Here is a 25,436-nt window from a genome sequence, read left to right as displayed (position 1 = left end):
TACAAATAAAGGCCACAATGTTTTGGCGGGTAATAAAAAGCAAAAAGCCCCTTTCGGGGCTTTCTAATTAAAGGCTGATGCCTTTACGCTGTGCTTTCTCTTTGATGAAAGAGGCCCAGCTGCGAGCGAATTTGCGCGTTCTAGGATCTTCCTGAGCCTTGATAATCGCACTATATGCTTGCTTATACTTTTCCTGATACAGGTAAGCTTCTGCCAGATCAGAGTAGATTGTCCCTGTTTTCTTAGAACCAAGCTCCAGCGCTTTGTTCAAGCGAACAACGGCTGCACTATACTGTTGGTCCTGCAGTAACAAACTACCCGCTTTGCGGATTAACTCTGCATCGTCTTCAAACTTAGAAGCTTCTTCATAATACTTTGCCGCTTCACTAATGTGTTTGGCTTGGTGGAAGTAGCTAGCAATCGCTGTGACATTTTGCTTCGTACGCTTAACCTTTTCCTCTTTAACCGCTTTTTCCATAACTTGAGCGGCTTTCCAAGGTGTCTCGTTCAGTGAGTAGTAGCTACTCAAAATCTTGTAATGGTTTTCTTTTTCAAAATAGCCATTACGATATGCAACTTCCATCACGGTCTGACCTTTTTTATAGTCTTCCGTTTGCATATAGAAGGAGCCTAAACGAGTCCATGACTCTGGATCTTCAGGGAACAATTTAACCAGTTCTTCAGCAACCTTAACGGCATTGTTGAACTGTTTAAGTTCAAAGTAAGAGCCAATTTTAAGCATATAAAATGACTTATTTGGCTCTTCTTTGTTTAGTGCGATAGCTTGGTCCGCTGGCTCAATAACATCTCTGAACTTTTTAAGTTCATAGTTGGCTTGAGCGATACGGCCATATACCTTCGCATCTTGCTCACCGGTAAAATCCATCCAGTCATAGTAAGCTTTCTTCGCGCCTTCGTATTGCTCAGTACCAATTAGAAGGTCACCTAACAGCTTGATCAGATCGCCATGATCTTTAAAGTTCAACACATCTGGCGCTATCGCCTGACGGATGTACTTAATCGCTGTTTGATAGTCTTCTTTCTGAGCATACAGGTTACCTAAATAACGGTTTACCGTAGCACGGTCGAAGTCATCAGACGCGTCGATTTCAAGCAATAACGCGATTGCTTCATCGACTTTGTCTTCGTTATACAGGTCAAACGCTTTGATAACCTTTTTACCAACTCGCTCACCCATAACCTTGGTTTTGGCGTTTTTGCGCGCTTCGATCTTCGCAGGATCCGGAGCGGCAAATGCTGCGGTGCTCAACGCACCGCCAGCCAACGACATCATCAGAGCAAGAGCTGTTGCTTTAGACATTTGCTTCATATCTTACTCCTATTAACCTTGGTTAAGTTTAAAGTCGAGTTGAACAGTAATACCAGGTTGTTTCTGCGGCTTACCATCAACGATTTTAGGTCTGTATTTCCACTTGCGAAGCGCACGTTTTGCTTCACGGTTGAAAATACGCTTTGGTTCAGCATCGATGATCTCAATATCATCTACACCACCCAGCTCATTGATTGTAAAGCGAAGCTGAACCCAGCCTTCTTTACCATCACGCGCTGCTTGAGGCGGATACTTAGGTTCGATACGAACGATAGGTGTTGCTTCACCGTCACGACCGAAATCACCAGGACCACTTAAACCACCAGCTGTGCCACCGATGTCGATGCTAGGCATATTAAAGCCAATTGCACCTGCGTTCGGGTTAGCATTCTCAGGCTGAGGCGGCTGCGGCTTAGGCGGCTGCTTAGGCGGTGGAGGAGGCGGAGGCGGTACACGCTTCCTCTCCTGCACATCTGATTCAGGCGGATTCGACATAATCTCGACTATGATCTCTTCCTTCTTATTGTCAGCCCTATCCGCTCCTCCTGAGATAAGATAGGACATAAAGAAGAATAAGCCGAAGGTTACTGCCCCACCTGCAAGAAGTGAAAACAGAAATCGAATCATCACTTAGCTCCAGCTATTGAAATCTTCAAGGCGTCGTCAGTTGCCTTAATCTGATCCATTACCTTAACAACTACACCGTGTTTCGCGCCTTTATCCGCCTGGATAATAACGGTCTCGGTTTGTTGCTCAGCTAACAGATTTTCAAGGTTTGCACTTACACGCTCAACATCAACCTGACGCTTGTCCATCCAGATCTCACCGTTTTCACGGATAGCGATAAAGATGTTCGCATTCTTAGTTTGCTGTGCCTGCGCAGCTTTTGGCTTTTTAACTTCAATACCGGCCTCTTTAACAAAAGAGGTGGTAACGATGAAGAAGATCAACATGATGAATACGATGTCAAGCATCGGGGTCATGTCTACTGCTGCTTCTTCTTCCTCACGAAAACGTTGTTTACGTGCCATAATAAAATCTCTCTCTAGTGATGTGGCAAGCTATCAATTAGTTTTTCTTTAGCCATCTTAGCTCTCGCTTCCAGACGGGTGCTAAAGAATACACCTGATAGTGCCGCAACCATTCCAGCCATTGTTGGTATCGTTGCCATTGAGATGCCTGAGGCCATCAATCGAGGGTTACCTGTACCTTGTGTAGCCATGGTTTCGAATACCGAAATCATACCTGTCACTGTACCTAGTAGACCGATCAACGGACACATTGCAACCAATGTTTTGATAATCAACATGCGCTCATCTAATTTTTCAGACGCTTCAGAAATCCATGCATCGCGGATTCTGTGTGCGTACCAAGATGTAGTATCTTGGCGGGCATCCCATCTGCTTACTATTCCCTTTTTCATTTTAGGAAATTCAGCTAATAGGAACCAATAGCGCTCAATCATTAATACCCACATTAGAAAGAGTGCTATCGCGACCACGTATAATACATCGCCGCCTGTAGCAACAAAATCCCTGATAGATTCCCACGTCTCCACCAGGACTAGCATTATGCTCTCTCCTTCTCCGCGTGCGCAGCAACGATACCCGCGCTTTGCTCGTCAAGAATGTGTAGGATAGATTTACTACGACCCGCAACGATAGCGTGAAGTAGGATTAACGGTAGCGCAGCAATTAGACCAAGCGCAGTAGTAACAAGTGCTAGAGAGATGTTACCTGCCATGATCTTAGGATCACCAGTACCAAATAGTGTGATTGATTCGAACGTCATGATCATACCAACAACCGTACCTAGTAGACCTAGTAGTGGTGCGATAGCTGCAAGGATCTTGATGATGTTGATACCAGCATCGATGCGAGGCGTTTCACGCAAGATTGCTTCGTCAAGCTTAAGCTCAAGGTTTTCAACGTCTTGGTTCTTGTTGTCGTGGTATACTTTCAAGATGCGGCCCAGTGGGTTGTTATCCGTTGGGTTGTTAGCATTCTTGATTTGCGCCTTGATCTTCGCACCAACCAACATTAGGTCAATGAAACGAACAACAGCGATTAATGCACCCAGCGCCAACAATGCAGTGATGATGTAACCTACTTCTTGACCCTGGTGCCAACGTTCTTCAACAGTTGCACGCTGAGTGTTCAGACGTAGGATAGCACCACGCGTTGGGTCAACAACGAAAGGCGTGTACTGGCTAGCAGGCGTGTTCAGAAGATCAGCAACAGTGGCCAGAACGTCTGAAGAAGGTTGCTTACCAAGTGGTACGATTTGCTTGTTTTCTGCATCGTAAACAACGTAGCCGTCTTTAGTAATCAGGTTGAAGTTACCAACACGAGTTACTTGTTTAACATTGATGTCACCGCTTAGCTCTGCTACTTCAGATTCAAAAGTAGAGATCTTTGCAGATTCTGTCATTTCAGTTTGGAAAGCAATCCAAAGTTCTTCCAGCTCGCGAGTAGTTGGTAGTTCTTTAGCTGCTGCCAGAGAACGAAGAACTTCTGAACGTCCAGGCTTTTCAGCACTGATGATTGATGCTTCGATAGAACCGATAGCTTCAGCTGCGTTACGACGTACCACACCGAACATCTCACCCAGAGTACCCTGAGCGTTAAGTAGTTCAGTTTCTTTCTCTGCTAGTGTAACTTCGTTCTGTTTGAACTGCTTGTTAAGACGCTCACCGCGTGCTTTTTCAGCAGCTAGGTCACGCTTAGCTTTATTCAGCAAAGCTTGCTTGTCAGCACGATCTGACAGGAACTCTTGTTCGCGAGCTTTGTTGATTTTACCTTCAGAGATACGGTTCTGCTTTACCTGCTCTAGGATCTTGTCTAGAGAATCAGTATTTGCATGTGCGTTCAACGCGCCACCAGCAGAAACTGTTAATGCTGCAGCAACGGCAAAACCTTTAAATAGTTTCTTCATGTTTTATTACTCCGCGCCGAAAATAGGTAGTTTAACTAGTTCTGGGGCAGCCTGACCACGTGCAATACGGATCATGTCTTTGACAGGCTTCAGGTATTCCTCACCTAGCTGATCCCACTGCTTGCTGCTGGTATTCCAAACCCATGCTTGCTTCTGGTCAAAAGACTGAGCAACATAAGCGATACGACCCAGACGGGCGAAGTCAACATTAATGTTCTTACCGCCTACTTCAAGCGAACCTTGAGAAGCAACCATTGCTGAACCGTAGTTAGTTTCAATGCTGTATGCTTCAAGTACCTGACGGTATTTTTCAGACGTCGTTACTTTCGCGTTAGTTAGCGTTTCACGTAGTCTCTCAATACGCTCTAGACGCTTTTCAGTATCAAACGGCACGTCCGCTTTGATGAATTGCTCGAGTGTATCAATCATGCGATACATCAAAGGCACAACGTCTTGCTTAGTTTTATCAACCGTCGCGATCTGACGTTCTAGAGATTCGATATTTGCATTTTGGTCTGCAACCAAACGTGCTACGTGGTCGTTGTAAACTTTCAGAAGTTCTGTTTCGTCAACAATTCCACGGTACTCAGCTACCATTTCGATAGTTTGACCGTAGATACCATCAATCTTGTCTTGAGACTTTTTAGCAGCCGTTTGAGTTTGCTGACCTACTTTTTGTATGTCATTCAAAGGATCTGCCATCACATTGCTGCTTGCAAATGCCGCTGCGCCGAAAAGCGCTGAAGCTACAAGGCTCTTTCTGATTTTAACAGACATAGTTCCCAACCAATTAAGTAATGTTACTTTTATAATTTTTGCACTCTCTTAGAGAGTACCCCGGATACTTTTAGCAGTATCAACCGTGCAATAATGCTAAATGCTATTGCCCATGTCAACTTCATGTTTAAAACAATTTTTGCTTGTCGCGATGAAATAAATTGAAAAAAAACATTGTATTAACAAGGAAACCAAGAATAAAAACCTTAAGCACTTATATTTCATACACAAAGCAACTTTATTTACATTTTATTACAGCAATTTAGCGCCTCCACCCTGCCTTTCTCTTGACCAATTTGGCAGTTAATTTCGCTTTTAATATCAATGAGCTAATTTCTCTTTGGACGCTAAGCATCCACTTTCGCGCAACAACAGATTCAGGGAAGGAGGAATGCTTAGCCTAATAACTGTTCACACAGTAATTTGCATTGTGTTTCTATTTGCTGAATAAACTCAGCGACATGCAAACCATCCATCAACCCATGATGTACCTCAACTGAAAATGGCAGTTCCCCGGTTTGTTTATCCAGGCGCCCGAAGACACACTTGGGAATACCCAGGTTATCTTTTGCACTACGAGCGTGACTAAAACTACTAAAATCCAGCCACGGCAAAATAGATAAATAAAGTTGTTGAGGATTGTCACAAGTTTCCAAAAAGTGTTCACTAACCAAAGGTTGTTCAAGGTACACTTTTTTTTGTGCTTCATTCTCTTTAATGTAGTCGTGGATACCTTCACAAGCAACCAAAGGCACAAATCGAAAGCTCCTGTCTTCACGCAAGAATACGCAGCTCATGTCAACTTGATCAACAACGCAAGGACGTGCGTTTACTATCCGATAACGGATCGGGGCATAATGCTGGCAAGCTTTGCTCAGACAATATAAGTAGCTAAAGGTAAATGAAAGCTGTCGCTTTTTGCATAAAGCATGAAGGTCACCCGTTTTAAGGCGAGTCGTTATGTTGAAGTAAGGCTGTTCAAAGCCCTGGTAGAAATCAAAATGCTCAGCTCGAGGCCAGTCTGAAGGTGTAATGTGTTTCATAGTTTAATATAGAGGGAGTGATAACCCCCTCTATATTGATGACATCGTCCGGTGATTACAAACCGTTTGCGATGATCTCCTGTGCAAGCTCGTCGGCAATCAGGTGAGTTGACTTTTGCTCGGCATCAGAGCGAGCAAAGATTTCTGTCAAAGTATCGTAAATGCCTTCAACATGCTTGGTCGCTGCTTCTTCACTATAACCTTCCGGCTTAGTTTCGTAGTACACATTGATGATACCACCGGCGTTGATAACGTAATCAGGGGCATAAAGCACGCCTTTTTCACGTAAGATTTCACCATGTCTCGACTCAGCTAGCTGATTGTTCGCGCAGCCCGCAATAATGTTGGCTTTGATACGAGGAATCGTCTCATCGTTAACCGTTGCACCCAAAGCACAAGGCGCATAAACGTCCACATCCAGATCATAGATTTCGTCAATGCTCACGGCAGTCGCGCCAAAGTCATTCACGACTCTGTCAATCGATGCCTGATTGATATCAGTCACGAATAACTCTGCACCCGCTTCGTGCAGATGCTTACACAAAGTATATGCAACAGCACCGAGACCTTGCACTGACACTTTTATGCCCGACAGGTCCTGATGACCATGCTTATGCTGATAGGCAGCCTTAATACCCAAGAATGTGCCCAGCGCAGTGAACGGCGACGGGTTGCCACTTTTGCCCTCAAGACCCATTACATAGTTAGTCTCTTTATGCATTGTCATCACATCACCAGTTGTGATGTTCACGTCTTCGGCTGAGTAGTAGCTACCACCAAGGCGCTCAAGGTGTCTGCCAAATGCTCTGAATAACGCTTCAGATTTGATTTTTTTAGCATCACCAATGATCACAGATTTACCACCACCGAAAGGCAAACGTGCAACCGCATTCTTATAGGTCATGCCTTTTGAAAGGCGCAGTACGTCGTACACAGCATCTGCATCGTCTGCATAGTCCCATAGGCGACAACCGCCAACGGCCGGGCCCAGTTTGGTGTTGTGAACAGCAATGATTGCCTTCAGGCCTGAAGCCTCATCAGAACAAAAAACCACCTGTTCGTGGTTATCAAATTCAACTTGGTTAAATACAGCCACTTTGTTTGTTCTCCGTTATAGACTGACTTTGAGTCAGATAGCGCTGAAATTCATCGAACTGTATCACTAACTCTCTATCCAATCCACAATATGAGTTGATATTGACTCTAAAAGCGTTAAAGCTGCCTGCATGATACATTAAATAGCCATATATTGGCTTAATTATGCATTAAGTCGATTCAAATGAGCTTAATTCTTCGTAATTTTTACAATTTCTGGTGGTTAATCTTTACGTAAACGTCAACAGGCTTGTTTGCGTACTATTATTTTTACGAATCCAACAGGTCTGATGAGACCAGGTGGCGGATATCCAACGTCCTGAAGTGAGCTATATCTGTAGCCAGTCCCAATGCCGGGAGATCAAAAAAAGAGGGCCGCGCCCTCTTTTTAAATCTCTCTTGATAACCGCTTACTTAAGCTTGCTATCCAGCTCTTCTATCTTAGCTTTCCAGATAGCTGGCCCCTGCGTATGGGCATTCACACCGTCACTGTCAACTGCAACAGTCACAGGCATGTCTTCTACTTCAAATTCGTAGATGGCTTCCATACCGAGATCTTCAAACGCAACCACTCTGGCTTTCTTAATAGCTTTGGCTACCAGATAAGCTGCGCCACCTACCGCCATCAGATAGACGGCTTTGTTTTCTTTAATAGACTCGACCGTAGCTGGACCACGCTCAGCCTTACCGATCATGCCGATCAGTCCAGTCTTCTCTAACATCAGATCGGTAAACTTATCCATGCGCGTCGATGTTGTTGGGCCAGCAGGACCCACTACTTCATCACCAACTGCATCAACGGGACCCACGTAGTAAATAAACTTGTTAGTCAGGTCAACACCCTCTGGCAGCCCTTCACCTGAGTTAATCATATCCTGCAAACGTTTATGTGCTGCATCACGGCCAGTCAGGATCTTACCGGATAGCAACACGGTCTCACCCATTTTCCAGTCCTGGATATCTTCTTTGGTGATTTCATCCAGGTTAACTCGACGCGTATCTTCACCCACTTCCCAGGTCACTTCAGGCCAGTCTTCAAGTTTCGGCGCTTTAAGATCAGCAGGACCCGAACCGTCCAGCGTAAAGTGTACGTGACGAGTTGCAGCACAGTTAGGTATCATAACCACAGGTTTAGAAGCAGCGTGTGTTGGGGCAGACTTGATCTTAACGTCAACAACCGTAGTCAGACCGCCCAGGCCCTGCGCACCAATACCGAGTTTGTTCGCGCGTTCGAAAATTTCCAGGCGTAGTTTTTCTTCCGCCGTTTCAGCACCACGCTCCATAAGCTCGTGGATATCAACCGGGTCCATCAGAGACTCTTTTGCCAATACCGCTGCTTTTTCAGCAGTACCACCGATACCTATTCCCAGCATGCCTGGTGGACACCAGCCAGCACCCATAGTCGGTAACGTTTTCTCTACCCAGGCAGCAACATCGTCTGATGGGTTCAGCATCACCATTTTCGTCTTGTTCTCTGACCCACCACCCTTGGCTGCGATCATCACCTCAACCTCAGCGCCCGGTACCATATCGATGTGCACAACAGAAGGCGTATTGTCTTTGGTGTTTTTACGCGCACCAGCAGGGTCTGCAACTATGGAAGCACGCAACGGATTATCTGGATTGGTGTAAGCACGACGTGTACCTTCGTCCACCATTTGCTGTACAGTCAGGTCCGTCTTGTCCCATTTAACATCCATACCGACCTTTACAAAACAGGTCACGATCCCCGTATCCTGACATAACGGACGCTTGCCCTCTGCGGACATACGAGAGTTAATCAAGATTTGTGCAATCGCATCTTTAGCTGCTTTACTTTGTTCTTTGTCGTACGCTTTTTCTAAAGCCTGAACAAAATCCAATGGGTGGTAGTAAGAAATGTATTGTAACGCATCTTCGATGCTGTCAATAAAGTCTTGCTGACGAATAGTACTCATGACGGTTCCTTTATTCTCCGGTCTGTGACGAGGTAAACCGGTGTTTATTGAGAGGCGCGATTATATACCATCTTGCGAAAAGTGAGTATCGCAATCACAGATTAGCGACTAAAGTCCTGTGCTTATCCAAATTCACAAGCTGGATGCAATCAAACACGCTATGGATTCAATGACAATTATGATACCCTCCTCGCCCGTTTCGGGCTAGCATTCGGGTTCAGTTAATGACAAATCCAGGTAGTAACACCATTGAACTAGACATTTCTTTATCAACCATTGAGGTGTTCGACACCCTTGCCTCTCAGCCACTGGCAATATTGCTCGACTCCAGCGATGCCAGTCATGAGAATAGCCGGTTTGATATCATGAGTATCAACCCGGTGTGCGTACTCGAAGCCAGAGAAGGTGCATTTTATCTCGATGGCAAATGCGTTGAACGAGACGGCTTCACTATCATGCAAGAGAAACTGGCTGAACTGAAAGCCATTTCACACCCAGACCTCCCCTTTTGTGGTGGCTGGCTCGGCTACTTTGGTTACGACCTTGGCAGGTATATAGAAAGTATACCTCAAAGTGCAGCACAGGACATTGCAATACCAGACATGGTAGCCGGCCTTTATCCTGATGCACTGATCCGTGATAATCATCTTAATCGTTGGTACTTTGTTACTCAGCCAGGTTACAACCGACTCAGTACTTACCGCTCGCTCATTGAACAACATCGCCATGAAGGGGATAAATTTACATTGACCAGTCATTGGCAGGCAAATATGACTCAGACCGAATATGCCGCCAAATTTGCCCGTATCCATGCTTATCTGAGGAGCGGTGATTGTTATCAGATAAACCTGGCACAAAGGTTTAGTGCCGAGTACCAGGGCTCACCCTGGTGTGCTTATAAAACCTTGCGAGCTAAGAACCAGGCACCTTTCTCTGCGTTTATTAACCTTGGAGAAGATGCCATAGTGTCGGTATCTCCAGAGCGCTTTATCTCAGTGCGTCAAGGCCAGGTAGAGACCAAACCAATCAAAGGTACCTTACCCAGATTACAAGATCAGCAGGCGGATGCACAGCAGGCAGCGGCTTTACAGTGCAGCCCCAAAGATCGCGCAGAAAACGTGATGATTGTCGATCTGCTGCGCAACGACCTTGGCAAAGTGGCTAAGCCAGGCAGTGTGCAGGTTCCCAAACTATTTGAAATTGAAAGCTTCCCTGCCGTACACCATCTGGTCAGTACTGTTACCGCTCAACTCGCAGAAGGTAAAACCGCAGTCGACCAGCTTAAAGCCGCATTTCCCGGCGGATCTATCACAGGAGCACCAAAGATCCGCGCAATGGAAATCATTGAAGAGTTAGAGCCGCACAGACGTAGCGCCTATTGTGGATCTGTTGGCTATCTTAGTGCCTGTGGTGCGATGGACACATCGATTACCATCCGAACATTAGTGTGTCATCAGCAAAAAATTTACTGCTGGGCCGGTGGAGGGATTGTCGCAGACTCGGACTGTGAGTTAGAGTATCAGGAGACTTATCACAAGGTGAACAAGATACTGCCCATCCTATGAATCTACAACACGTCATAAGTCGCTTTAGCCTGAGCGACTCAAACCAGACACCTGTTTTAGGACAAGGTCAGGAAAGTGCCGTTTTAGTGCCACTGTTAGAGGTGAATGGACAAGCCTCAATGCTACTTTGCAAACGCAGTGCTCAACTACGCAGCCACCCTAGTCAGCTATGTTTTCCGGGTGGCAAAGTTGAATTGCAAGATGCCTCTGTGATCACCACAGCACTACGCGAGAGTCAGGAAGAAATTGCCCTTGATCCGCAGCAGGTTAACCCGGTTGGCGTATTGCCTTTACACACCACACTGACAGGCTTTCGGATAACGCCTGTCCTGGCAGTTTTAAATCACGATGCAACCTGGGAATCACACAGTGATGAAGTAGAACAGGTATTTACTCTGCCGTTATCTCTGCTTGCACAACAACGCGCCTGGCAGCCAGTCCAGACCCAGTTGCGGGGCAAATCAGTGACGTTTAACGGCCTGATGACAGAGCACGGGTTGCTCTGGGGAGCGACTGCCAAAATCGTTCAGCAGCTACTTGCCAGAGTGGCCTGACCTGTCTAAAACTTGCCATAAAATTGCGCTATAACCAAATGAGTTTGTACGCTTTCGAGTACTTATTGCCGCTCATTGACTATATCCACTTCTAGCCCAACCAAAACTGTATACAATTTTGCTGTGAAATGGGTTACTTATGCAATAATTAACGTTATGATGTGCGCCCGTTCAGAGGCAATGTTGAGTAGAATTTATGATTAGTGCATTTGATATGTTCAGTATTGGTATTGGGCCGTCATCTTCCCATACTGTCGGACCTATGCGCGCTTCGCGCCTGTTTGTGAAAGACCTGCAGGACAACAACATAATTGATCAGATCACATCAGTAAAAGTGGAGCTATTTGGCTCGCTGGGCCAAACTGGCATAGGCCACGGCTCTGGTAAAGCAGTGATCCTGGGCTTAGCTGGATACGATCCCGAATCAGTAGATGCGGACAAAGTGCCAGAAATTCTGGATACCATTGAGCGCGAGCAAGTGATTTATCTGGACAAGACTCACAAAGCCGCTTTCCCTAAACAAGGGGCGATTGTCTTCCATCGTCGTAAGACCCTGCCAAAACACTCTAATGCGATGGAGCTGCAAGCTTTCTCTGGTTCTGAGCTAGTACATAGCCAAGTTTACTACTCAATCGGTGGTGGATTTATTGTAACCGAAGAACAGTTTGACAACGAAAAGCAAGCGGCGTTGGATGTACGTGAACAGAACCCGGCCCCCTATCCTTTTGAAAATGCCCAGCAGCTGCTGGAAATGTGCAAAGAGACGGGCCTGAGTGTGTCTTCTCTGATGATGCACAATGAGAAAACGCTGCGCAGCGAACAGGAAATAAAAGCTGAACTGTTCCATATCTGGGAAGTAATGAAAGCCTGTATTGAACGCGGCATGCGTACTGAGGGTATATTACCTGGAGGATTAAAGGTAAAACGTCGCGCTCCAAGCTTGTATCTAAAACTGAATGTGGAAAACAGTAATGATCCGCTACGTGCTATGGACTGGGTTGACCTGTTCGCACTGGCCGTGAATGAAGAAAATGCAGCGGGCGGTCGGGTTGTCACAGCACCGACTAATGGCGCAGCCGGGATTTTGCCTGCGGTGCTCATGTATTACCACACATTCATCAAAGAAGTGGACGCAGAAATTGCCACACGCTACCTGCTAACAGCTGCCGCGATTGGCATTCTGTATAAGAAAAATGCTTCTATCTCTGGTGCCGAAGTAGGCTGTCAGGGAGAAGTAGGGGTAGCGTGCTCTATGGCAGCCGGAGCCCTGACAGAAATCATGGGTGGCAATGTCGTACATGTAGAGAATGCCGCGGAAATTGGCATGGAGCATAACCTGGGCCTGACTTGTGACCCGGTTGGCGGGTTAGTACAGGTGCCTTGTATTGAACGAAATGCCATGGGTGCAGTAAAAGCCATCAACGCTTCGCGTCTTGCCATGCGTGGTAGTGGTGAGCAGAAAGTGTCTTTAGATAAAGTGATCAAAACCATGCTCGATACGGGTAATGATATGAAAACAAAATATAAAGAAACAGCACGTGGTGGTCTGGCGGTTAATATTATCGAGTGTTAACCAGTAAGGTCTGTACGTAAAAAAGCCGCAATTGCGGCTTTTTTATTGTCTATTCGTACCAATTTGCTTAATTAAGTCTTCTATTCTGAGGCGAGAAAATATCGTCGATAACCAGGCAAAGATTTTGCTATTTAGTTGCTCTAAATGAGAAATTTTTCACACAGTTAGCATCATATTTGCTCTTTCAAATTGAACAGGCATTAAGTGAAATTGGTACCTCTTACTTGACTGGTAGCTCTGTGTTTTCAAATAACGCATCGACATCTTCCTGATTGCGCATCAGGCTGGCCCGCTCGACCAGGTCTTTCGTCAGATGAGGCGCAAAGCGTTCGATAAAGTCATACATGTAGCCGCGCAAGAAACTGCCCTTTCTGAAGCCTATCTTAGTCGTACTTGCCTCAAACAAATGGCTGGCATCAATACATACCAGATCTTTGTCTGTCACTTCATCGACCGCCATGGTTGCCAGCACACCAACACCAAGGCCTAATCGAACATAAGTTTTAATCACATCCGCATCGGTGGCTGTGAAAACTATATGCGGTGATAAACCGTGTGCATTAAAAGCTTTGTCCAGCTCTGAGCGCCCGGTAAAACCAAATACGTACGTGATCAAAGGATACTTTGCCACATCCTGCACCGTGATATTGCTGCCCTTTTTAGCCAGCGGGTGGTCTTTCGTGACGACAATGCTGCGATTCCAGTGATAGCAAGGCAGCATAATCAGATCACCATACAAATGTAGTGCTTCGGTTGCGATGGCAAAGTCAGCATCGCCCCTGGCAGCAGCATCTGAGATCTGTTGCGGCGTCCCCTGATGCATATGCAAAGAGACTGCCGGATACTTTTGCATAAACCCCTGGATCACATTTGGCAGTGCATAACGCGCCTGCGTATGTGTGGTTGCAATATTTAGTTTACCCTGGTCGGGCAGCGTATGTTCATTAGCAACGGCTTTAATGCCCTCAACCTTTGACAGTATCTCTCGAGCAATATTGATTATTTCATTGCCAGCACTGGTAACATGCGTGAGATGTTTACCACTGCGGCCAAAGATCTGTACACCAAGCTCGTCTTCCAGCATACGCACTTGCTTGGAAATTCCCGGCTGGGAGGTATACAAGCTTTCTGCGGTAGCTGACACATTGAGGTTGTGATTCAGAACTTCAACTATGTATTTCAGTTGTTGTAATTTCATAACTAAGCGTTTGTTTTAATTGTTATCTGGTGTACGACTAGGCCAGCTATCATTAGATACAGGCAAATAATGACTCAGCCTAGCATAATTCTAGTCTATCCGATAGGACAATACTTTCCCCAGCCTATTAGAGCCAGCTTCCAGTCATTAAGCTATACTAAAAAATGATGGAATTTGCTGGATTTTCAAGTCTCTTGTTATTAACACTGTTCAATCCGCAATTATTTGATGTAATATAAAAAAACTATCAGCTGTATGATTTACGAAGAGATCCGGGTATGTTTGTTACCGTAATAATTTTGTTGATTGTAGCACTCATTGTAATTGCTGTGTGGGTTAGTGCTATTCAACAACACAGAGAAAAACAAGAAGCGGAGCGCCGTAAAGAGCTGGCCAAACAAAAGCGGATCATAGAAGAAGCCGAAGACGTCATCCTCAACAGCAGCAATATTCCTATGTCGGGCGCAATGATCCGTATCATTCAACGTCGAGTGCATGATGCGCTCGTTGCTATGGTTGAATTGTCTCCTACCTCTCGCGAATTGAAAAGCCGTATGCATGAGTCGCAGGAGCGTATGAATAATGAGCCCCAAAATGCCAACGAATCTGATAAAGTAGCCCTGCCCGATAACGACAAACAACTCATTGCACTGGTTCAGGGAATTAAAAAATTACGCCACCTGCTGCGTTCAGAGCATAGTAAAGGCAAGGTAGACACGCAGGTATTCGTGCAAGAAGACCGTAAAATGGAGCGGTTGCAGCTTAGGATCAACGTTGAAAGCCAAATCAAGCGGGGGTTGTCTGCTAAAAGCGCCAACATGGTAGGCTCAGCTCGACAATACTTTGAAAAAGCCTATGCGATTATTTGCGGTGTTTCTTATTCAGATGAATACATTAATGAAAAGAAAACATTGTTAGAAGGATACTTGAGTGAGATCAGCACAGAGCTCAAAGCCTCTAACGCCTCTGCGGTGAAAAAGAAAGCCGAGAAAGAAAAGGACGATCTCGACGTCCTTTTCGCACCCAAGAAAAAGTGGTGATCAGCGTCAGCTGATCGCAAACTTCACAATAAACAGCAGGGTTAATACCCAGACACTGATAGAAATTTCCTCTCGCTTATTACAGGCCAGTTTAACCGCTGTGTAAGAAATAAAGCCAAGTGCGATGCCGTGAGCAATGGAAAAAGTCAACGGCGTCATTAACAGTACAACGCTCACCGGTATCGCATCGCTCATATCATCCCAGTTAACTAGCTTCAGATTTTGTAACATCAAAACAGCTACGTACAATATGGCTCCTGCTGTAGCATAAGCTGGTACCATCTGGGCCAATGGCGCGAAGAACATCATAAGCAGGAAACACAACCCAACGACCACAGCAGTTAAACCTGTTCGGCCACCCACGGATACACCCGACACAGATTCGATATAAGAGGTAGTGGTAGACGTGCCAAGGAAGGAGCCGGCAATGGTCGCCGAACTATCCGCAGACAATGCTCTGCCCAGACGCGGCATCCGCCCCTCCTGATCAGCAATCCCCGCTTTTTGCGTAACAGCAACCAAAGTACCGCTGGTATCGAACAAATCAACAAACAAAAATGCAAACACGACACTCAGCATTGAAATTTCCAGTGCGCTGGCAATATCCAGTTGCGCCAAAGTGGGTGCAATGCTTGGCGGTGCTGACACAATACCTGAGTATTCAACCAAGCCAAGGGCCCAAGCCAAAACCGTTACCAATAAAATACTCAGTAACACACCACTTTTCATATCACGATACATCAAAGCTGCAATCACAAAAAAACTCAGAATGGCCAACAGAGGACCTGGGCTGGTGATGTCTCCCAATTGAACAAAGGTAGCTGGACTGGCGACAATGATCTGCGCATTTTTCAGCGCAATCAGTGCCAGAAAAGCTCCAATGCCCGTAGCAATAGCTTGTTTTAATACCAGGGGAATTGCCTGGATCACCCATTCCCTGACTTTAAAAACACTCAGTAGTAAAAACAGGCAGCCTGATAAAAATACCGCGCCTAATGCGCTTTGCCAGGTGTGGCCCATACCTAATACAACGCCGTAAGTAAAAAAGGCATTTAGTCCCATCCCTGGTGCCAGGGCCAGAGGATAATTGGCCCACAGGCCCATAATAAAGCAGCCAATGGCTGCCGCTAAACAGGTGGCGACAAACGCAGCGCCATGATCGATGCCCGCTTCAGCCAACATGGCCGGGTTAACAAACACGATGTAAACCATAGTGACAAATGTCGTCAGACCGGCAATAAACTCGGTTTTGACTGTGCTCTGCTGTGCACGGAGCGAAAATAATTTTTCCAGCATGTCTTTGTATTTTATATAGAAACGAAAGCCGGATTTTATCATAAATCTCTGGTGTAATCGGACAAAATAGTTAAAAATCAACTACACTCTGATCTAGGTCGTATTAAGTGAAATCAGTATGAAAAAGAACCAATTAGCAGTTGCAAACGGCAATGACTTGGAACAACAACTCCTCAATGTATTGGAGTTTGTGACCGCAACACCAGACTCTGAAAACCGCTGGCCCTCAGACACGGATAGCAAAGCTGCCTATAAAAAAGGGCTTTATTATCTGAAAAATAAACAATATCCGCTCGCCGCAAAATGGCTACGCCTGGCTGCCATGTCAGGCGACAATAAAGCACAGTTCTATCTGGGTATGCTGTTCATTAAAGGCCAGGGTGTGCCTAAAAGTGTTTTTCATGGTATTGCCTGGCTGTCACTCGCGCAAAGTCAGGGCAATCAGGCAGCAGCTGGTACACTGGAGCAAGTACGTACACATCTGACTGCGAAACGATTTATCGATGCTCAATGTTATGCTGCAACACTGTATGAGCAAATCCACCAGATGATGCATTTTAATCAGGACACGATCTCATAATAAAAGTAAACACAATCAAAGCACTAATAGAAAAGAACAAAAAATACGCGATATTTTACTTGCCAAATAGCACTGTATGAAATACTGTATAACCACTGTATAGAAAATCAGTGGTCTGCTCATGTTACATACTCAAGTGCAAAATATTTCTTCATCTCAAACCAATACAGCCGATAAACGTTATCAGCTAGTGTATGCGGAAGATGACATAGTCAGCAGTTTGGAACTATTAAAGATTCTGTATCGATGTAACTCGTTACATAAATGGACACTGCTCATTGCACCAGACAACATCCCAAGCAAAGCACTGCTGGATAACAGCTCAATTGACAGCAGCAAGTTACTGGTGCTGCGACAGAGACATTTGATAAACTTGGAGTATGTTATTAACAGCGCTTTATGCAAAGGCAACTTTGCAGCGGTGGTTACCTGGACAGACATAGTATCTGATCAGCAGCTTGCCCGGTTTAAGCTGATAGACAGTGATACTGAATTGTTTTGCTTCACTCGCTCTACTGGCCATGGAACATCCGTCGTTGCGCATTAAGTCCAAATGAGAATATATGTGTTATTGCGGTTCTGAAACTGAAGCACAAGTGTGCTGTCTGCCTTTTATAGAAGGACGTAAGCAACCTGAAAGCGCCCAACAACTGATGCGCTCACGGTATAGTGCGTATTGTCTTAAAGACACAGGCTACATACATAATACGTACGCACAAAGCATGCGTGCAGAAAACAGTGAAGCCAGTATCCGAGCATTTGCCGAGCAGGTCACCTTTATCGGGTTAGAGATTATCCAGTGCAGTGAGTCTACTGATTATCACTTTGTGGAGTTTAAAGCGATGTACCTTGATGGCGGCGTGTGCGTCACAATGCATGAACGGTCTCGCTTTATAAAAGAAGCAGGGCTGTGGCGTTATCTAGATGGCGACCTGTTTGCCTGCCCTGAGAGAAAAATTAGCAGGAATGATCCTTGTCCCTGCCAAAGTGGGAAGAAGTTCAAAAAATGCCACGGCTAGGTTGGCTGGCTAAACTTTTGGGTTATTGAATGCACAATAATCCATAAAGTGTAATGTTCCCGCGCTTGAGTATTACTCTTAATTTTTTGTTTCTACGTTTTACAGGTGCCAAAGCAGCGTTCTGTAAAGCAGGATCAGTGCCGTAGAATGATACTCAGCAAAAGCTAAATGTTCTCCTCATTTAGATTTGCATCTGGTGCATACAAGCATGTAGCCCTATCCAAAGCGTCTTTTTGTATTCCCATGCCGTCGGTGTGCTTCTTTAAACAGCAACCTGCAACATAGATTGCATTTCTCCGCCGGCTATCTGATCATAAAACCCTGCTGCATCGATGTCTTTATTATCAACAATCATGTGAGGGTTTCTGGTTTTTTCTAGCCTCTGTCTTACTGCTGGCTCAAGATTGTCAACAATATGCAAAGGAATGTGCTTTTTGTCATTACGCACGGCATAGGGCTCTGGCTGTAGACATTCTTTGAGACGAAGGCTGGCTAGATCCCCCTCTTGAACCAAAAAACCATTGTCCTGGCCGATGAGCATATTAAACTGCTCGGGTGCAAGTGGTTTTTGAGGGCCCAACTGCAATGCCAATTTTAACGCTGCTTCAGATTTATCCGGCTGCTCGGGTGAAGTATGGGGCAGGTCAAACTGGCTAAAATCTAACGCATCCTGAGACAACAAAGATAAAAGCAATGCAAAGTCACCGCGCCGGGCTTCATGAACACTGTGATTAAGCGCACTACCAAGCTGGGCCTCTTTGCACAAAATGCCATCTATCTGCATGTAAAATCGCCACAATTTATGGAATATGAAAATTTATCGGCATTTTTTCAATTTTCTTTAGAACATTTCTTTACTTCACTAAAAACTTTGATATTATCAGCGCCCATGTTGAGGAGGGGTTCCCGAGCGGCCAAAGGGATCAGACTGTAAATCTGACGGCACTGCCTTCGCTGGTTCGAATCCAGCCCCCTCCACCACATCACAATTTGTATTTCTCTTAGGAGGGGTTCCCGAGCGGCCAAAGGGATCAGACTGTAAATCTGACGGCACTGCCTTCGCTGGTTCGAATCCAGCCCCCTCCACCACTTTCCTATCAAACCAATTTAAAAATAATGTCTGGTTAGCCACTCATATCAAAAAGACATTCATATTTAAATGCTCATTCCCCAACGATAGCACTTCTGTCATTTGGAAACCTATACGTTCTTGCTTACGCTTTTGAATGATAACTACTGGCAGAAAAATTCGATTCATTGATTCCAACCGAAACCGTACGCCCCTACTTTTTAATCTGCAACACCACTGCGTTTTGGCTTAAATAAGTTTGTGCCCTCTTATATTCAGGGTAATGATGCGCAACGATTTTCCAAAAGGCTTGGTTGTGTGCCATGACATGGAAATGCGCCAACTCGTGCACAATAACATAATCAATTACCCACTTAGGTGCACCTACCAGCAAGCTATTGAGTGCCAGAGTGCCACTTGATGACAAGCTGCCCCAACGACGTTTATATTCCCTGATTTTAAGTTCTTGATACTCACTTCTCATCAGGTCGGAATACTCCGCCAGTACCGGCGTCACATAACTAAGTAACACCTGGTTTAAATACCCAAACAGCGCTTTTCTCGCCCCTTCAGAGTCGGGTTTGGCATGCGTTTTTAGACCAATGCATTTCGCATCGTGATCAATGTAAGAGCAACTTGGTGACAACTCAAACTGATACTGCTCGCCAAATATCTGAATTTTCTTACTGTCAAAAGGTATCTGGATCTGCTGCTGAGCAGACATCGCCAATTTTTTACTTTCGACCCAGTGTGATTTGCTTTTTAGCCACGTATCCAGCCAACGCTTGTCGATTCCGTAGGGCGCGAATACTTTCACGCCATCTGCTGTTACTTTAATGGCAACACTCTGTCTGCGCTTACTGATGCTTAATTGATAATCGAATGACATAGATACAATTTTTTATTTACCCTGAAAAAATACTGCTACCCTTACTTATAAGAAGGATTGATCTGGCGCACTATGAACAACAAACCTCTTTGCCAATATGAATCACCCGATGGCCATAAATGCCAAGAAATAGATATGGGGTCAGGCTATTGCTTTTGGCATGATAGCAAATTTGACAAGAGCGGTCTGGAATTGACACAAAAGCTGGAGAGATATGCCAAAAGAGGTGGTCTCTTGCAAGGTCTGGAGTTAAAACGTGCAAACCTCGAAGGCCTCAACCTGGTCAAGTTTGACAACCACGAAGGCTATGACTTGTCATACAGCAACTTTTATCGTGCTAACTTGCAAGGTGCTCATTTATTCAATAGTACAATTAAAAATGCTTCTTTAATGAAGGCAGACTTGCGTGACGCCAATCTGCACTGCTGCAAGCTTGGAGATACAAACCTGTTAGGCATGAAGCTCGATAAGACGCGCATCGACAACCTCTATCTCGGTGACAAGCTTTTGCAGGAAAAGCAAGCCAATGAAGCTCTTAAGCAGCAAGATCTGGAAGAAGCAAACGACTTATTTTTGCAGTCTGAAGAAATCTATCGATTACTAAGAAAAGGCGCCGAGCAGCAAGGTCTATTTGAGATGGCCGGGAAATATACCTACAGCGAGCTACGCATGCGACACGCGCAATACCCCAAATTCTCCAAACGCCGCTTGGTATCCTCTTTTGTCGATATGTTGTGCGGCTACGGCGAAAAGCCCGAAAATGTGATCCGTTTCAGTTTGGGTATGATCATCGCCTGCGCAATCTGCTACTTCCTGTTCGGGATCAATTACAATGACGGGCTTATCCAGTTTTCCAGCCAAGCCTCCTGGACGGAAAACCTAAGCACGTTGCTAAATTGTATTTATTTCAGTGTGGTTACCTTTACAACACTTGGCTATGGCGACATAACGCCGACCGGCATCACCCGGTTAATCGCGACGGTTGAGGCATTTACCGGCAGCTTTTCTCTGGCCTTGTTCGTTGTCGTATTTGTAAAACGCATGACCCGCTAATCAGAGATACCAATTTCTCTTCCCAACTCTTGCAAAAACCCGCGCATAAATTCAGTGCGTCTCTGCGCTTCTCTCTTAGCTGACTGGGTATGCATCTGCTCTGCAATATTAAGCAATTTGATGTAAAAATGATCTAACGTATATTTTTTATCATCCGGCTCACGCTCCTGACAGAAAGGGTCACCGATATGATACATATGCCTTGCAATCGCGCCGCCAACTTTCATACACCGACTCACCCCTATTGCCCCTAACGCGTCCATACGATCGGCATCCTGAACAACCTTAGCTTCCAAAGTATCTGGGGTCACATTGGCACTAAAACTGTGTGCGACAATTGCATGATGTACTGAGGGTAACTTGTCTTTAGGGTAGTCTAGCGTTGATAAAAAAGCGACAGCCCTGTCAGCTGCCAGTTTAGAGGCAATTGGCCTATCCGGGTGGTTTTTTGCCACTGCTACACAGTCGTGCAGCCAGGCTGCGGGCAAGACGACTTCAAGGTCAGCACCTTCGGCCGCACACAATTGCTTCGCGGTTTTAACTACCCGCAAGATATGCGATAAATCGTGGGCAGTATCGGCAAACTCAGTTGTTAGCATAAAATCTCTGCATGCAGCCTCAAATTCCATCGTATTTAATGTCATTTATCCCTTAACCTCGTGGTTCTGATTGTATGTTGTTATTGGCTTCACTAAAATGTCACCATAATCTACTGTAAGGAATTTATATGTCTTGCGCGCTGTATTTACAACCTGGCCGTGAAAAATCTTTAAAAAGAAAGCACCCTTGGATCTTTTCTAAGGCGATCAAAAAAGTCAAAGGTAAACCTGCACTTGGCGATACAGTGACCATTTATAGTCACGACGGTCAATACCTGGCTACAGCCGCATATAGTCCAGACTCTCAGATCCGAGCGCGGATCTGGAGCTTTGATCAGTCTGAACAAATCGATCAGTCATTTTTCGAACGACGACTAGCGCGAGCACTCTCAGCGCGCGAGCAGGTCATTGAAGAAGGACAGTTAACCGGCTTCAGGCTATGTGCTGCCGAGTCAGATGGTTTGCCCGGCATAACGATTGATAAGTTTGACAACTATTTGGTTTGTCAGCTGTTAAGTGCCGGCGCAGAGCGCCACAAAGGCGAAATCGTACAAGCTCTCAGAACTCTGTTTCCCGAGTGCCATATCTATGAGCGCTCTGATGTAGATGTACGGAAAAAGGAAGGGCTTGAGAAAACCACCGGTGTATTGTGGGGAGACGAACCTGAAGCGCCAGTTGTGATCATGGAAAACGGCTTGAAAATTGAAGTCGATATTAAATCTGGTCACAAAACCGGCTTCTACCTAGACCAAAGAGACAGCCGTGCGGCACTCGAACGCTTCTCAAAAGGTAAGTCAGTGCTTAACTGTTTTTGCTATACAGGCACGTTTGGTCTGTATGCGCTCCGTGGTGAGTGTGAAGAAGTCATCAATGTCGACGTCTCTCAGCCTGCTCTGGATACAGCTAAGCGTAATGTAGAACACAATGAACTAGATTTGTCGCGGGCTCAGTTTGTTAAGCAGGATGTGTTCAAGTTGCTAAGACAATACCGTGAGGAAGGCCGTCAGTTTGACACCATTGTCATGGATCCGCCTAAATTTGCCGAGAGTAAAGCACAGCTCAATGGTGCCTGCCGCGGCTATAAAGACATTAATATGCTGGCTATGCAGTTACTTAAGCCAGGTGGTACTTTGCTAACCTTCTCTTGCTCAGGCCTTATGGAACAGAATTTGTTCCAAAAAGTAGTGGCTGATGCGGCTCTAGATGCAGGTAAAGACTTGTTAATTATGGAGCGCCTTAATCAGGCAGCAGACCACCCTATAGCAGGCTGTTACCCGGAGGGGTTTTACCTAAAAGGCCTGATCTGTAAAGTGTATTAATCGTCATCATTAAAGTAGAAAGGCCGGTATAAACCGGCCTTTCTCGTATTTCTAACTTACTATATTTAGAAACTGCCTTGCAAAGTAAGGCCTGAATAGCTGCTGTAGCCTCGAACCATGATGTGGTAAGTACCACCATCCGTACCTGAACTCAGAGTACAAGTTTCATTGTTACCAGAGCGATATGGACGACAATCATAGTTGTTTGTCGTTGGCTGAGTCCCTTTGCGTACATACAGGTCAGCATCACCTGAACCACCTGAAATACTCACATTCAGCGTCACATTTGCTGGCACTTCGATGGTGTAACGGGTATCTGTGTTGGTACCACCAGACAGCCCTGTTACTGGCACTCCGTTTTCAAGGCAGTTTGCACCACAGCCTGAAGCATCACCAAAAGTACCTGTCAGCGTAGCGCCTGAATACTGGCTATAGCCATGTAGCATCACGTACCAGTCACCTGCAGCTGGGTTAGAAAATTCACAAGACTCGTTGTTGCCGTTTTTATATGGACGACACGCGTAACTGCTTTGAGTCGGTTGAGAACCCTGTTGAACATACAGATCCGCATCACCCGAGCCGCCAGCCAGAGTGAACGAAACCGACGCTGCACCAGCTGGAACAGCAAGCTTATAGAAAGTCTCTGAACCTGACGCACCTGACGCAGACACACCTACACCTGAAACAAGCTCAGTAGGGCCTGGCGGTGGTGGTGGAGGCGGCGCATCACCTTCAAGCGTATAAAGCAGTTCATTCGGTGAACTTGCTTTGGCATCGGATACCGCACCTTTAGTACTTCTGCTACTAAGCAGTGAATCAATCTGCGCTGGAGTAAGCGATGGATCCTGGTCGAGATACAATGCTACCGCACCTGCTACATGTGGTGCAGCCATTGAGGTACCACTGATTGTGTTGGTAGAACTGTCAGAATTATACCACGCAGACTTAATACTGGAACCTGGCGCATAAATATCAAGACAAGAACCATAGTTTGAGAAGCTTGAACGGCCATCGCTGCTAGTTGTCGAGCCAACAGTTATTGCATCGGCAGCTCGAGCTGGAGAGTAGTTACAAGCATCGCTATTATCATTACCAGCAGCTACAACGAAAGTAACACCAGAAGCAACGGCAGCATTAACGGCATCATCAACAGCCTGAGACACGCCACCACCTAAGCTCATGTTCGCAACAGACGGGCCTGAAGCGTTGTTCTTAACCCAGTCAATTCCTGAAATCACACCAGAATATGAACCGGAGCCATTACAACCCAATACGCGAACACCGACAACATTAACATTTTTCGCAACACCGTACTGTGAACCGCCGATGGTACCAGCAACGTGCGTACCGTGACCGTTACAGTCAGAAGAGTCTGCATCATTGTCGACAAAGTCATAACCGTGGCTTGCACGGTTACCGAATTCACTATGCGAGATACGAACACCAGTATCAATAACATAAGCCGTAACGCCTGAACCATCAAAGTCGTAGTGATAGTTTGAATTCAGAGGCAATGCGCGCTGATCTACACGGTCAAGACCCCAAATCGCGTTGCTCTGATCGCCTGAAGCCTGAGGCGTCACTGTGACTATTTGATCTTGTTCAATGTAGGCAATGTTAGGGTCTTTCAGCATTGCTTTTACATCACCTGCAGACGCGTTTACCACAACACCGTTAAGCACACCATTGAAGCTTTTAGCAACGTTTACATTGTAAGCATTGCTTAATGCCTGTGCCTGCGTTGTAGCATAGTCTGAGATAGCCATTGCACTTTGTGTATTAAGTACAGTTGGCGTTTTAAACACGACGATATATTTGCCTGGAATGGCCTTGCTCTGGTCTGTAGTCAGTAACTCAGCCTGAGCCATCGACTGTCCAGAAATGCCTGCCAGAATGGCAAAAGCGAGTGTGTTTAGTTTACGCATACTTGTTCCTTTTTTGTTGTTTGGTTAATTTCCAATCAAAATGTAGCTCAATTGCAGAGAAAATAAACACAAAATGGAACATTTATTTAACTATCTTTACAATTAATGTAAATTTAAATTTACATTAATATTTTTCATATTCATGATTTAATCGGTACACTGTTGATTTTTATAATTTAAATATTACTTCCATTACAGAACTTCCCTATACTGGGGAACTTTAGCTCACCATATTTTCATGTTAAGTACGCGGGTTGAATATTTCATTTCACGCTCCGTAATTGCTTAACATCCTAAAATGAGTATTGATCGAGTGACCTATTGTCCAAAGGTGTAAGTGTGACGAAGAATAGCTCCAGTGTTGGCGCTCCCATCATTTTCTGGGTCGTTACGTGAGATGACAGTATGGAGTCAGACCTAACATAAGGACACGGCGTATAGTCTTTGCTATTCATTCGAAGTTAATGTGGGATGAAGATAGTGAGGGCTTGTATGAATGGAGAAATAGTGACACTTCATCAGAAATAGCTCTATACATCATGAAAGCAAGGAGTAGGTTTGCTTCGATGTATTTGTCATGCCTGCGATGTGGTCTGTTGGTAGATCCCGCATCAAGTGCGGGATGACGGTAGTGTAGATCT

General features: G+C 45.4%; 24 protein-coding genes and 2 tRNA genes. 11 read left to right on the top strand and 15 right to left on the bottom strand.

All coding sequences use genetic code 11. The features are described 5' to 3' along the window. Nucleotides 1-67: 67 nt before the first annotated feature. The 9 genes from ACXAH1_RS13640 to ACXAH1_RS13600 all read right to left on the bottom strand — a co-directional run bounded on the left by ACXAH1_RS13640 (nucleotide 68) and on the right by ACXAH1_RS13600 (nucleotide 9,116). A complete protein-coding gene (locus ACXAH1_RS13640) occupies nucleotides 68-1,330 on the bottom strand; it encodes a tetratricopeptide repeat protein (RefSeq protein ID WP_475197413.1) in 1,263 nt (420 codons plus the stop codon). A 12-nt stretch (nucleotides 1,331-1,342) separates the two neighbouring features. Continuing rightward, entirely contained in the window at nucleotides 1,343-1,957 is a 615-nt protein-coding gene (locus ACXAH1_RS13635; protein ID WP_253046497.1) for an energy transducer TonB, read from the bottom strand. After that, complete coding sequence (locus ACXAH1_RS13630; RefSeq protein WP_010381814.1) at nucleotides 1,957-2,361, bottom strand: ExbD/TolR family protein; 405 nt, start codon at nucleotides 2,359-2,361, stop codon at nucleotides 1,957-1,959. The genes ACXAH1_RS13635 and ACXAH1_RS13630 overlap by 1 nt, the downstream gene beginning before the upstream one ends. Before the next feature lie 14 nt (nucleotides 2,362-2,375). Beyond that, entirely contained in the window at nucleotides 2,376-2,900 is a 525-nt protein-coding gene (locus ACXAH1_RS13625) for a MotA/TolQ/ExbB proton channel family protein (protein ID WP_125784483.1), read from the bottom strand. Continuing rightward, nucleotides 2,900-4,264, bottom strand: a complete 1,365-nt coding sequence (locus ACXAH1_RS13620) for a MotA/TolQ/ExbB proton channel family protein (protein WP_475197409.1) — start codon at nucleotides 4,262-4,264, stop codon at nucleotides 2,900-2,902. Before ACXAH1_RS13620 ends, ACXAH1_RS13625 begins: the two co-directional genes overlap by 1 nt. 6 nt (nucleotides 4,265-4,270) lie before the next feature. Beyond that, nucleotides 4,271-5,041, bottom strand: coding sequence for a DUF3450 domain-containing protein (locus ACXAH1_RS13615; RefSeq protein ID WP_475197407.1), 771 nt, complete (start codon nucleotides 5,039-5,041; stop codon nucleotides 4,271-4,273). 395 nt (nucleotides 5,042-5,436) lie between these two features. Next, nucleotides 5,437-6,084: a CatA-like O-acetyltransferase gene (locus tag ACXAH1_RS13610; protein WP_475197406.1), complete on the bottom strand. Its 648-nt coding sequence runs from the start codon at nucleotides 6,082-6,084 to the stop codon at nucleotides 5,437-5,439. Between the two features lie 55 nt (nucleotides 6,085-6,139). Continuing rightward, the gene (locus ACXAH1_RS13605; RefSeq protein WP_253046194.1) at nucleotides 6,140-7,180 is read right to left on the bottom strand and encodes a Leu/Phe/Val dehydrogenase; all 1,041 of its coding nucleotides are present in this window, start codon (nucleotides 7,178-7,180) and stop codon (nucleotides 6,140-6,142) included. A gap of 409 nt (nucleotides 7,181-7,589) precedes the next feature. Further along, nucleotides 7,590-9,116 (bottom strand): fumarate hydratase, encoded by a 1,527-nt coding sequence (locus tag ACXAH1_RS13600; protein ID WP_475197404.1) that lies wholly within the window; start codon nucleotides 9,114-9,116, stop codon nucleotides 7,590-7,592. A 224-nt stretch (nucleotides 9,117-9,340) separates the two neighbouring features. On the opposite strand from ACXAH1_RS13600, the gene pabB reads away from it, so the two are divergent. The 3 genes from pabB (at nucleotide 9,341) to ACXAH1_RS13585 (ending at nucleotide 12,808) form a co-directional block, all read left to right on the top strand. Then, nucleotides 9,341-10,681: an aminodeoxychorismate synthase component I gene (pabB, locus tag ACXAH1_RS13595; RefSeq protein WP_475197402.1), complete on the top strand. Its 1,341-nt coding sequence runs from the start codon at nucleotides 9,341-9,343 to the stop codon at nucleotides 10,679-10,681. Beyond that, the gene (locus ACXAH1_RS13590; RefSeq protein ID WP_475197401.1) at nucleotides 10,678-11,235 is read left to right on the top strand and encodes a CoA pyrophosphatase; all 558 of its coding nucleotides are present in this window, start codon (nucleotides 10,678-10,680) and stop codon (nucleotides 11,233-11,235) included. The genes pabB and ACXAH1_RS13590 overlap by 4 nt, the downstream gene beginning before the upstream one ends. Nucleotides 11,236-11,431: 196 nt before the next feature. Beyond that, the gene (locus ACXAH1_RS13585) at nucleotides 11,432-12,808 is read left to right on the top strand and encodes an L-serine ammonia-lyase (protein ID WP_138546675.1); all 1,377 of its coding nucleotides are present in this window, start codon (nucleotides 11,432-11,434) and stop codon (nucleotides 12,806-12,808) included. 220 nt (nucleotides 12,809-13,028) lie between these two features. On the opposite strand, the gene cysB is transcribed toward ACXAH1_RS13585, so the two are convergent. Next, the gene (gene cysB / locus ACXAH1_RS13580; RefSeq protein ID WP_130245836.1) at nucleotides 13,029-14,006 is read right to left on the bottom strand and encodes an HTH-type transcriptional regulator CysB; all 978 of its coding nucleotides are present in this window, start codon (nucleotides 14,004-14,006) and stop codon (nucleotides 13,029-13,031) included. A gap of 278 nt (nucleotides 14,007-14,284) precedes the next feature. Between cysB and ACXAH1_RS13575 the strand changes: the two genes are divergently transcribed. Then, the gene (locus ACXAH1_RS13575) at nucleotides 14,285-15,046 is read left to right on the top strand and encodes a hypothetical protein (RefSeq protein ID WP_253046190.1); all 762 of its coding nucleotides are present in this window, start codon (nucleotides 14,285-14,287) and stop codon (nucleotides 15,044-15,046) included. A 6-nt stretch (nucleotides 15,047-15,052) separates the two neighbouring features. Here the strand turns inward: ACXAH1_RS13575 and ACXAH1_RS13570 are convergent, their stop codons facing one another. Next, a complete protein-coding gene (locus ACXAH1_RS13570) occupies nucleotides 15,053-16,342 on the bottom strand; it encodes an NCS2 family permease (RefSeq protein WP_253046496.1) in 1,290 nt (429 codons plus the stop codon). Nucleotides 16,343-16,460: 118 nt separating this feature from the next. On the opposite strand from ACXAH1_RS13570, the gene ACXAH1_RS13565 reads away from it, so the two are divergent. The 3 genes from ACXAH1_RS13565 (at nucleotide 16,461) to ACXAH1_RS13555 (ending at nucleotide 17,941) form a co-directional block, all read left to right on the top strand. Then, nucleotides 16,461-16,922, top strand: a complete 462-nt coding sequence (locus ACXAH1_RS13565; protein WP_475197398.1) for a tetratricopeptide repeat protein — start codon at nucleotides 16,461-16,463, stop codon at nucleotides 16,920-16,922. Nucleotides 16,923-17,043: 121 nt separating this feature from the next. Next, nucleotides 17,044-17,469, top strand: coding sequence for a SulA-like leucine-rich domain-containing protein (locus ACXAH1_RS13560; protein WP_475197396.1), 426 nt, complete (start codon nucleotides 17,044-17,046; stop codon nucleotides 17,467-17,469). Nucleotides 17,470-17,485: 16 nt separating this feature from the next. After that, nucleotides 17,486-17,941 (top strand): YchJ family protein, encoded by a 456-nt coding sequence (locus ACXAH1_RS13555; protein ID WP_475197394.1) that lies wholly within the window; start codon nucleotides 17,486-17,488, stop codon nucleotides 17,939-17,941. A gap of 262 nt (nucleotides 17,942-18,203) precedes the next feature. On the opposite strand, the gene ACXAH1_RS13550 is transcribed toward ACXAH1_RS13555, so the two are convergent. Beyond that, complete coding sequence (locus ACXAH1_RS13550) at nucleotides 18,204-18,725, bottom strand: VC2046/SO_2500 family protein (protein WP_475197393.1); 522 nt, start codon at nucleotides 18,723-18,725, stop codon at nucleotides 18,204-18,206. 112 nt (nucleotides 18,726-18,837) lie between these two features. Between ACXAH1_RS13550 and ACXAH1_RS13545 the strand changes: the two genes are divergently transcribed. Both ACXAH1_RS13545 and ACXAH1_RS13540 read left to right on the top strand, forming a co-directional pair. Next, nucleotides 18,838-18,922, top strand: a tRNA-Tyr gene (locus ACXAH1_RS13545). A gap of 23 nt (nucleotides 18,923-18,945) precedes the next feature. Then, nucleotides 18,946-19,030 (top strand) — tRNA-Tyr (locus tag ACXAH1_RS13540). A 194-nt stretch (nucleotides 19,031-19,224) separates the two neighbouring features. Here ACXAH1_RS13540 and ACXAH1_RS13535 read toward each other — a convergent pair. Continuing rightward, a complete protein-coding gene (locus ACXAH1_RS13535) occupies nucleotides 19,225-19,899 on the bottom strand; it encodes a M48 family metallopeptidase (protein ID WP_475197391.1) in 675 nt (224 codons plus the stop codon). A gap of 72 nt (nucleotides 19,900-19,971) precedes the next feature. On the opposite strand from ACXAH1_RS13535, the gene ACXAH1_RS13530 reads away from it, so the two are divergent. Further along, the gene (locus ACXAH1_RS13530; RefSeq protein ID WP_253046184.1) at nucleotides 19,972-20,952 is read left to right on the top strand and encodes an ion channel; all 981 of its coding nucleotides are present in this window, start codon (nucleotides 19,972-19,974) and stop codon (nucleotides 20,950-20,952) included. On the opposite strand, the gene ACXAH1_RS13525 is transcribed toward ACXAH1_RS13530, so the two are convergent. Beyond that, nucleotides 20,949-21,596, bottom strand: coding sequence for an HD domain-containing protein (locus ACXAH1_RS13525; protein ID WP_475197390.1), 648 nt, complete (start codon nucleotides 21,594-21,596; stop codon nucleotides 20,949-20,951). The genes ACXAH1_RS13530 and ACXAH1_RS13525 overlap by 4 nt on opposite strands. Nucleotides 21,597-21,679: 83 nt before the next feature. On the opposite strand from ACXAH1_RS13525, the gene ACXAH1_RS13520 reads away from it, so the two are divergent. Continuing rightward, nucleotides 21,680-22,870, top strand: a complete 1,191-nt coding sequence (locus ACXAH1_RS13520; RefSeq protein ID WP_475197388.1) for a class I SAM-dependent methyltransferase — start codon at nucleotides 21,680-21,682, stop codon at nucleotides 22,868-22,870. A gap of 65 nt (nucleotides 22,871-22,935) precedes the next feature. On the opposite strand, the gene ACXAH1_RS13515 is transcribed toward ACXAH1_RS13520, so the two are convergent. Further along, entirely contained in the window at nucleotides 22,936-24,795 is a 1,860-nt protein-coding gene (locus ACXAH1_RS13515) for a S8 family peptidase (RefSeq protein ID WP_138553329.1), read from the bottom strand. Nucleotides 24,796-25,436: the final 641 nt, after the last annotated feature.

This window comes from Pseudoalteromonas sp. AWH4_217 (genome assembly GCF_056161105.1).
This window is presented reverse-complemented; position numbering and strand designations above follow the sequence as displayed.

What these genes read in the sequence shown, in the direction of transcription:
- ACXAH1_RS13620 (WP_475197409.1), bottom strand. Translation starts at nt 4,264, where the DNA reads ATGAAGAAACTATTTAAAGGTTTTGCCGTTGCTGCAGCATTAACAGTT.
- ACXAH1_RS13590 (WP_475197401.1), top strand. Translation starts at nt 10,678, where the DNA reads ATGAATCTACAACACGTCATAAGTCGCTTTAGCCTGAGCGACTCAAAC.
- ACXAH1_RS13520 (WP_475197388.1), top strand. Translation starts at nt 21,680, where the DNA reads ATGTCTTGCGCGCTGTATTTACAACCTGGCCGTGAAAAATCTTTAAAA.
- ACXAH1_RS13565 (WP_475197398.1), top strand. Translation starts at nt 16,461, where the DNA reads ATGAAAAAGAACCAATTAGCAGTTGCAAACGGCAATGACTTGGAACAA.
- cysB (WP_130245836.1), bottom strand. Translation starts at nt 14,006, where the DNA reads ATGAAATTACAACAACTGAAATACATAGTTGAAGTTCTGAATCACAAC.
- ACXAH1_RS13535 (WP_475197391.1), bottom strand. Translation starts at nt 19,899, where the DNA reads ATGTCATTCGATTATCAATTAAGCATCAGTAAGCGCAGACAGAGTGTT.
- ACXAH1_RS13525 (WP_475197390.1), bottom strand. Translation starts at nt 21,596, where the DNA reads ATGACATTAAATACGATGGAATTTGAGGCTGCATGCAGAGATTTTATG.
- ACXAH1_RS13615 (WP_475197407.1), bottom strand. Translation starts at nt 5,041, where the DNA reads ATGTCTGTTAAAATCAGAAAGAGCCTTGTAGCTTCAGCGCTTTTCGGC.
- ACXAH1_RS13635 (WP_253046497.1), bottom strand. Translation starts at nt 1,957, where the DNA reads ATGATTCGATTTCTGTTTTCACTTCTTGCAGGTGGGGCAGTAACCTTC.
- ACXAH1_RS13555 (WP_475197394.1), top strand. Translation starts at nt 17,486, where the DNA reads ATGTGTTATTGCGGTTCTGAAACTGAAGCACAAGTGTGCTGTCTGCCT.
- ACXAH1_RS13530 (WP_253046184.1), top strand. Translation starts at nt 19,972, where the DNA reads ATGAACAACAAACCTCTTTGCCAATATGAATCACCCGATGGCCATAAA.
- ACXAH1_RS13585 (WP_138546675.1), top strand. Translation starts at nt 11,432, where the DNA reads ATGATTAGTGCATTTGATATGTTCAGTATTGGTATTGGGCCGTCATCT.
- ACXAH1_RS13575 (WP_253046190.1), top strand. Translation starts at nt 14,285, where the DNA reads ATGTTTGTTACCGTAATAATTTTGTTGATTGTAGCACTCATTGTAATT.
- ACXAH1_RS13625 (WP_125784483.1), bottom strand. Translation starts at nt 2,900, where the DNA reads ATGCTAGTCCTGGTGGAGACGTGGGAATCTATCAGGGATTTTGTTGCT.
- pabB (WP_475197402.1), top strand. Translation starts at nt 9,341, where the DNA reads ATGACAAATCCAGGTAGTAACACCATTGAACTAGACATTTCTTTATCA.
- ACXAH1_RS13515 (WP_138553329.1), bottom strand. Translation starts at nt 24,795, where the DNA reads ATGCGTAAACTAAACACACTCGCTTTTGCCATTCTGGCAGGCATTTCT.
- ACXAH1_RS13640 (WP_475197413.1), bottom strand. Translation starts at nt 1,330, where the DNA reads ATGAAGCAAATGTCTAAAGCAACAGCTCTTGCTCTGATGATGTCGTTG.
- ACXAH1_RS13610 (WP_475197406.1), bottom strand. Translation starts at nt 6,084, where the DNA reads ATGAAACACATTACACCTTCAGACTGGCCTCGAGCTGAGCATTTTGAT.
- ACXAH1_RS13600 (WP_475197404.1), bottom strand. Translation starts at nt 9,116, where the DNA reads ATGAGTACTATTCGTCAGCAAGACTTTATTGACAGCATCGAAGATGCG.
- ACXAH1_RS13560 (WP_475197396.1), top strand. Translation starts at nt 17,044, where the DNA reads ATGTTACATACTCAAGTGCAAAATATTTCTTCATCTCAAACCAATACA.
- ACXAH1_RS13630 (WP_010381814.1), bottom strand. Translation starts at nt 2,361, where the DNA reads ATGGCACGTAAACAACGTTTTCGTGAGGAAGAAGAAGCAGCAGTAGAC.
- ACXAH1_RS13570 (WP_253046496.1), bottom strand. Translation starts at nt 16,342, where the DNA reads ATGCTGGAAAAATTATTTTCGCTCCGTGCACAGCAGAGCACAGTCAAA.
- ACXAH1_RS13550 (WP_475197393.1), bottom strand. Translation starts at nt 18,725, where the DNA reads ATGCAGATAGATGGCATTTTGTGCAAAGAGGCCCAGCTTGGTAGTGCG.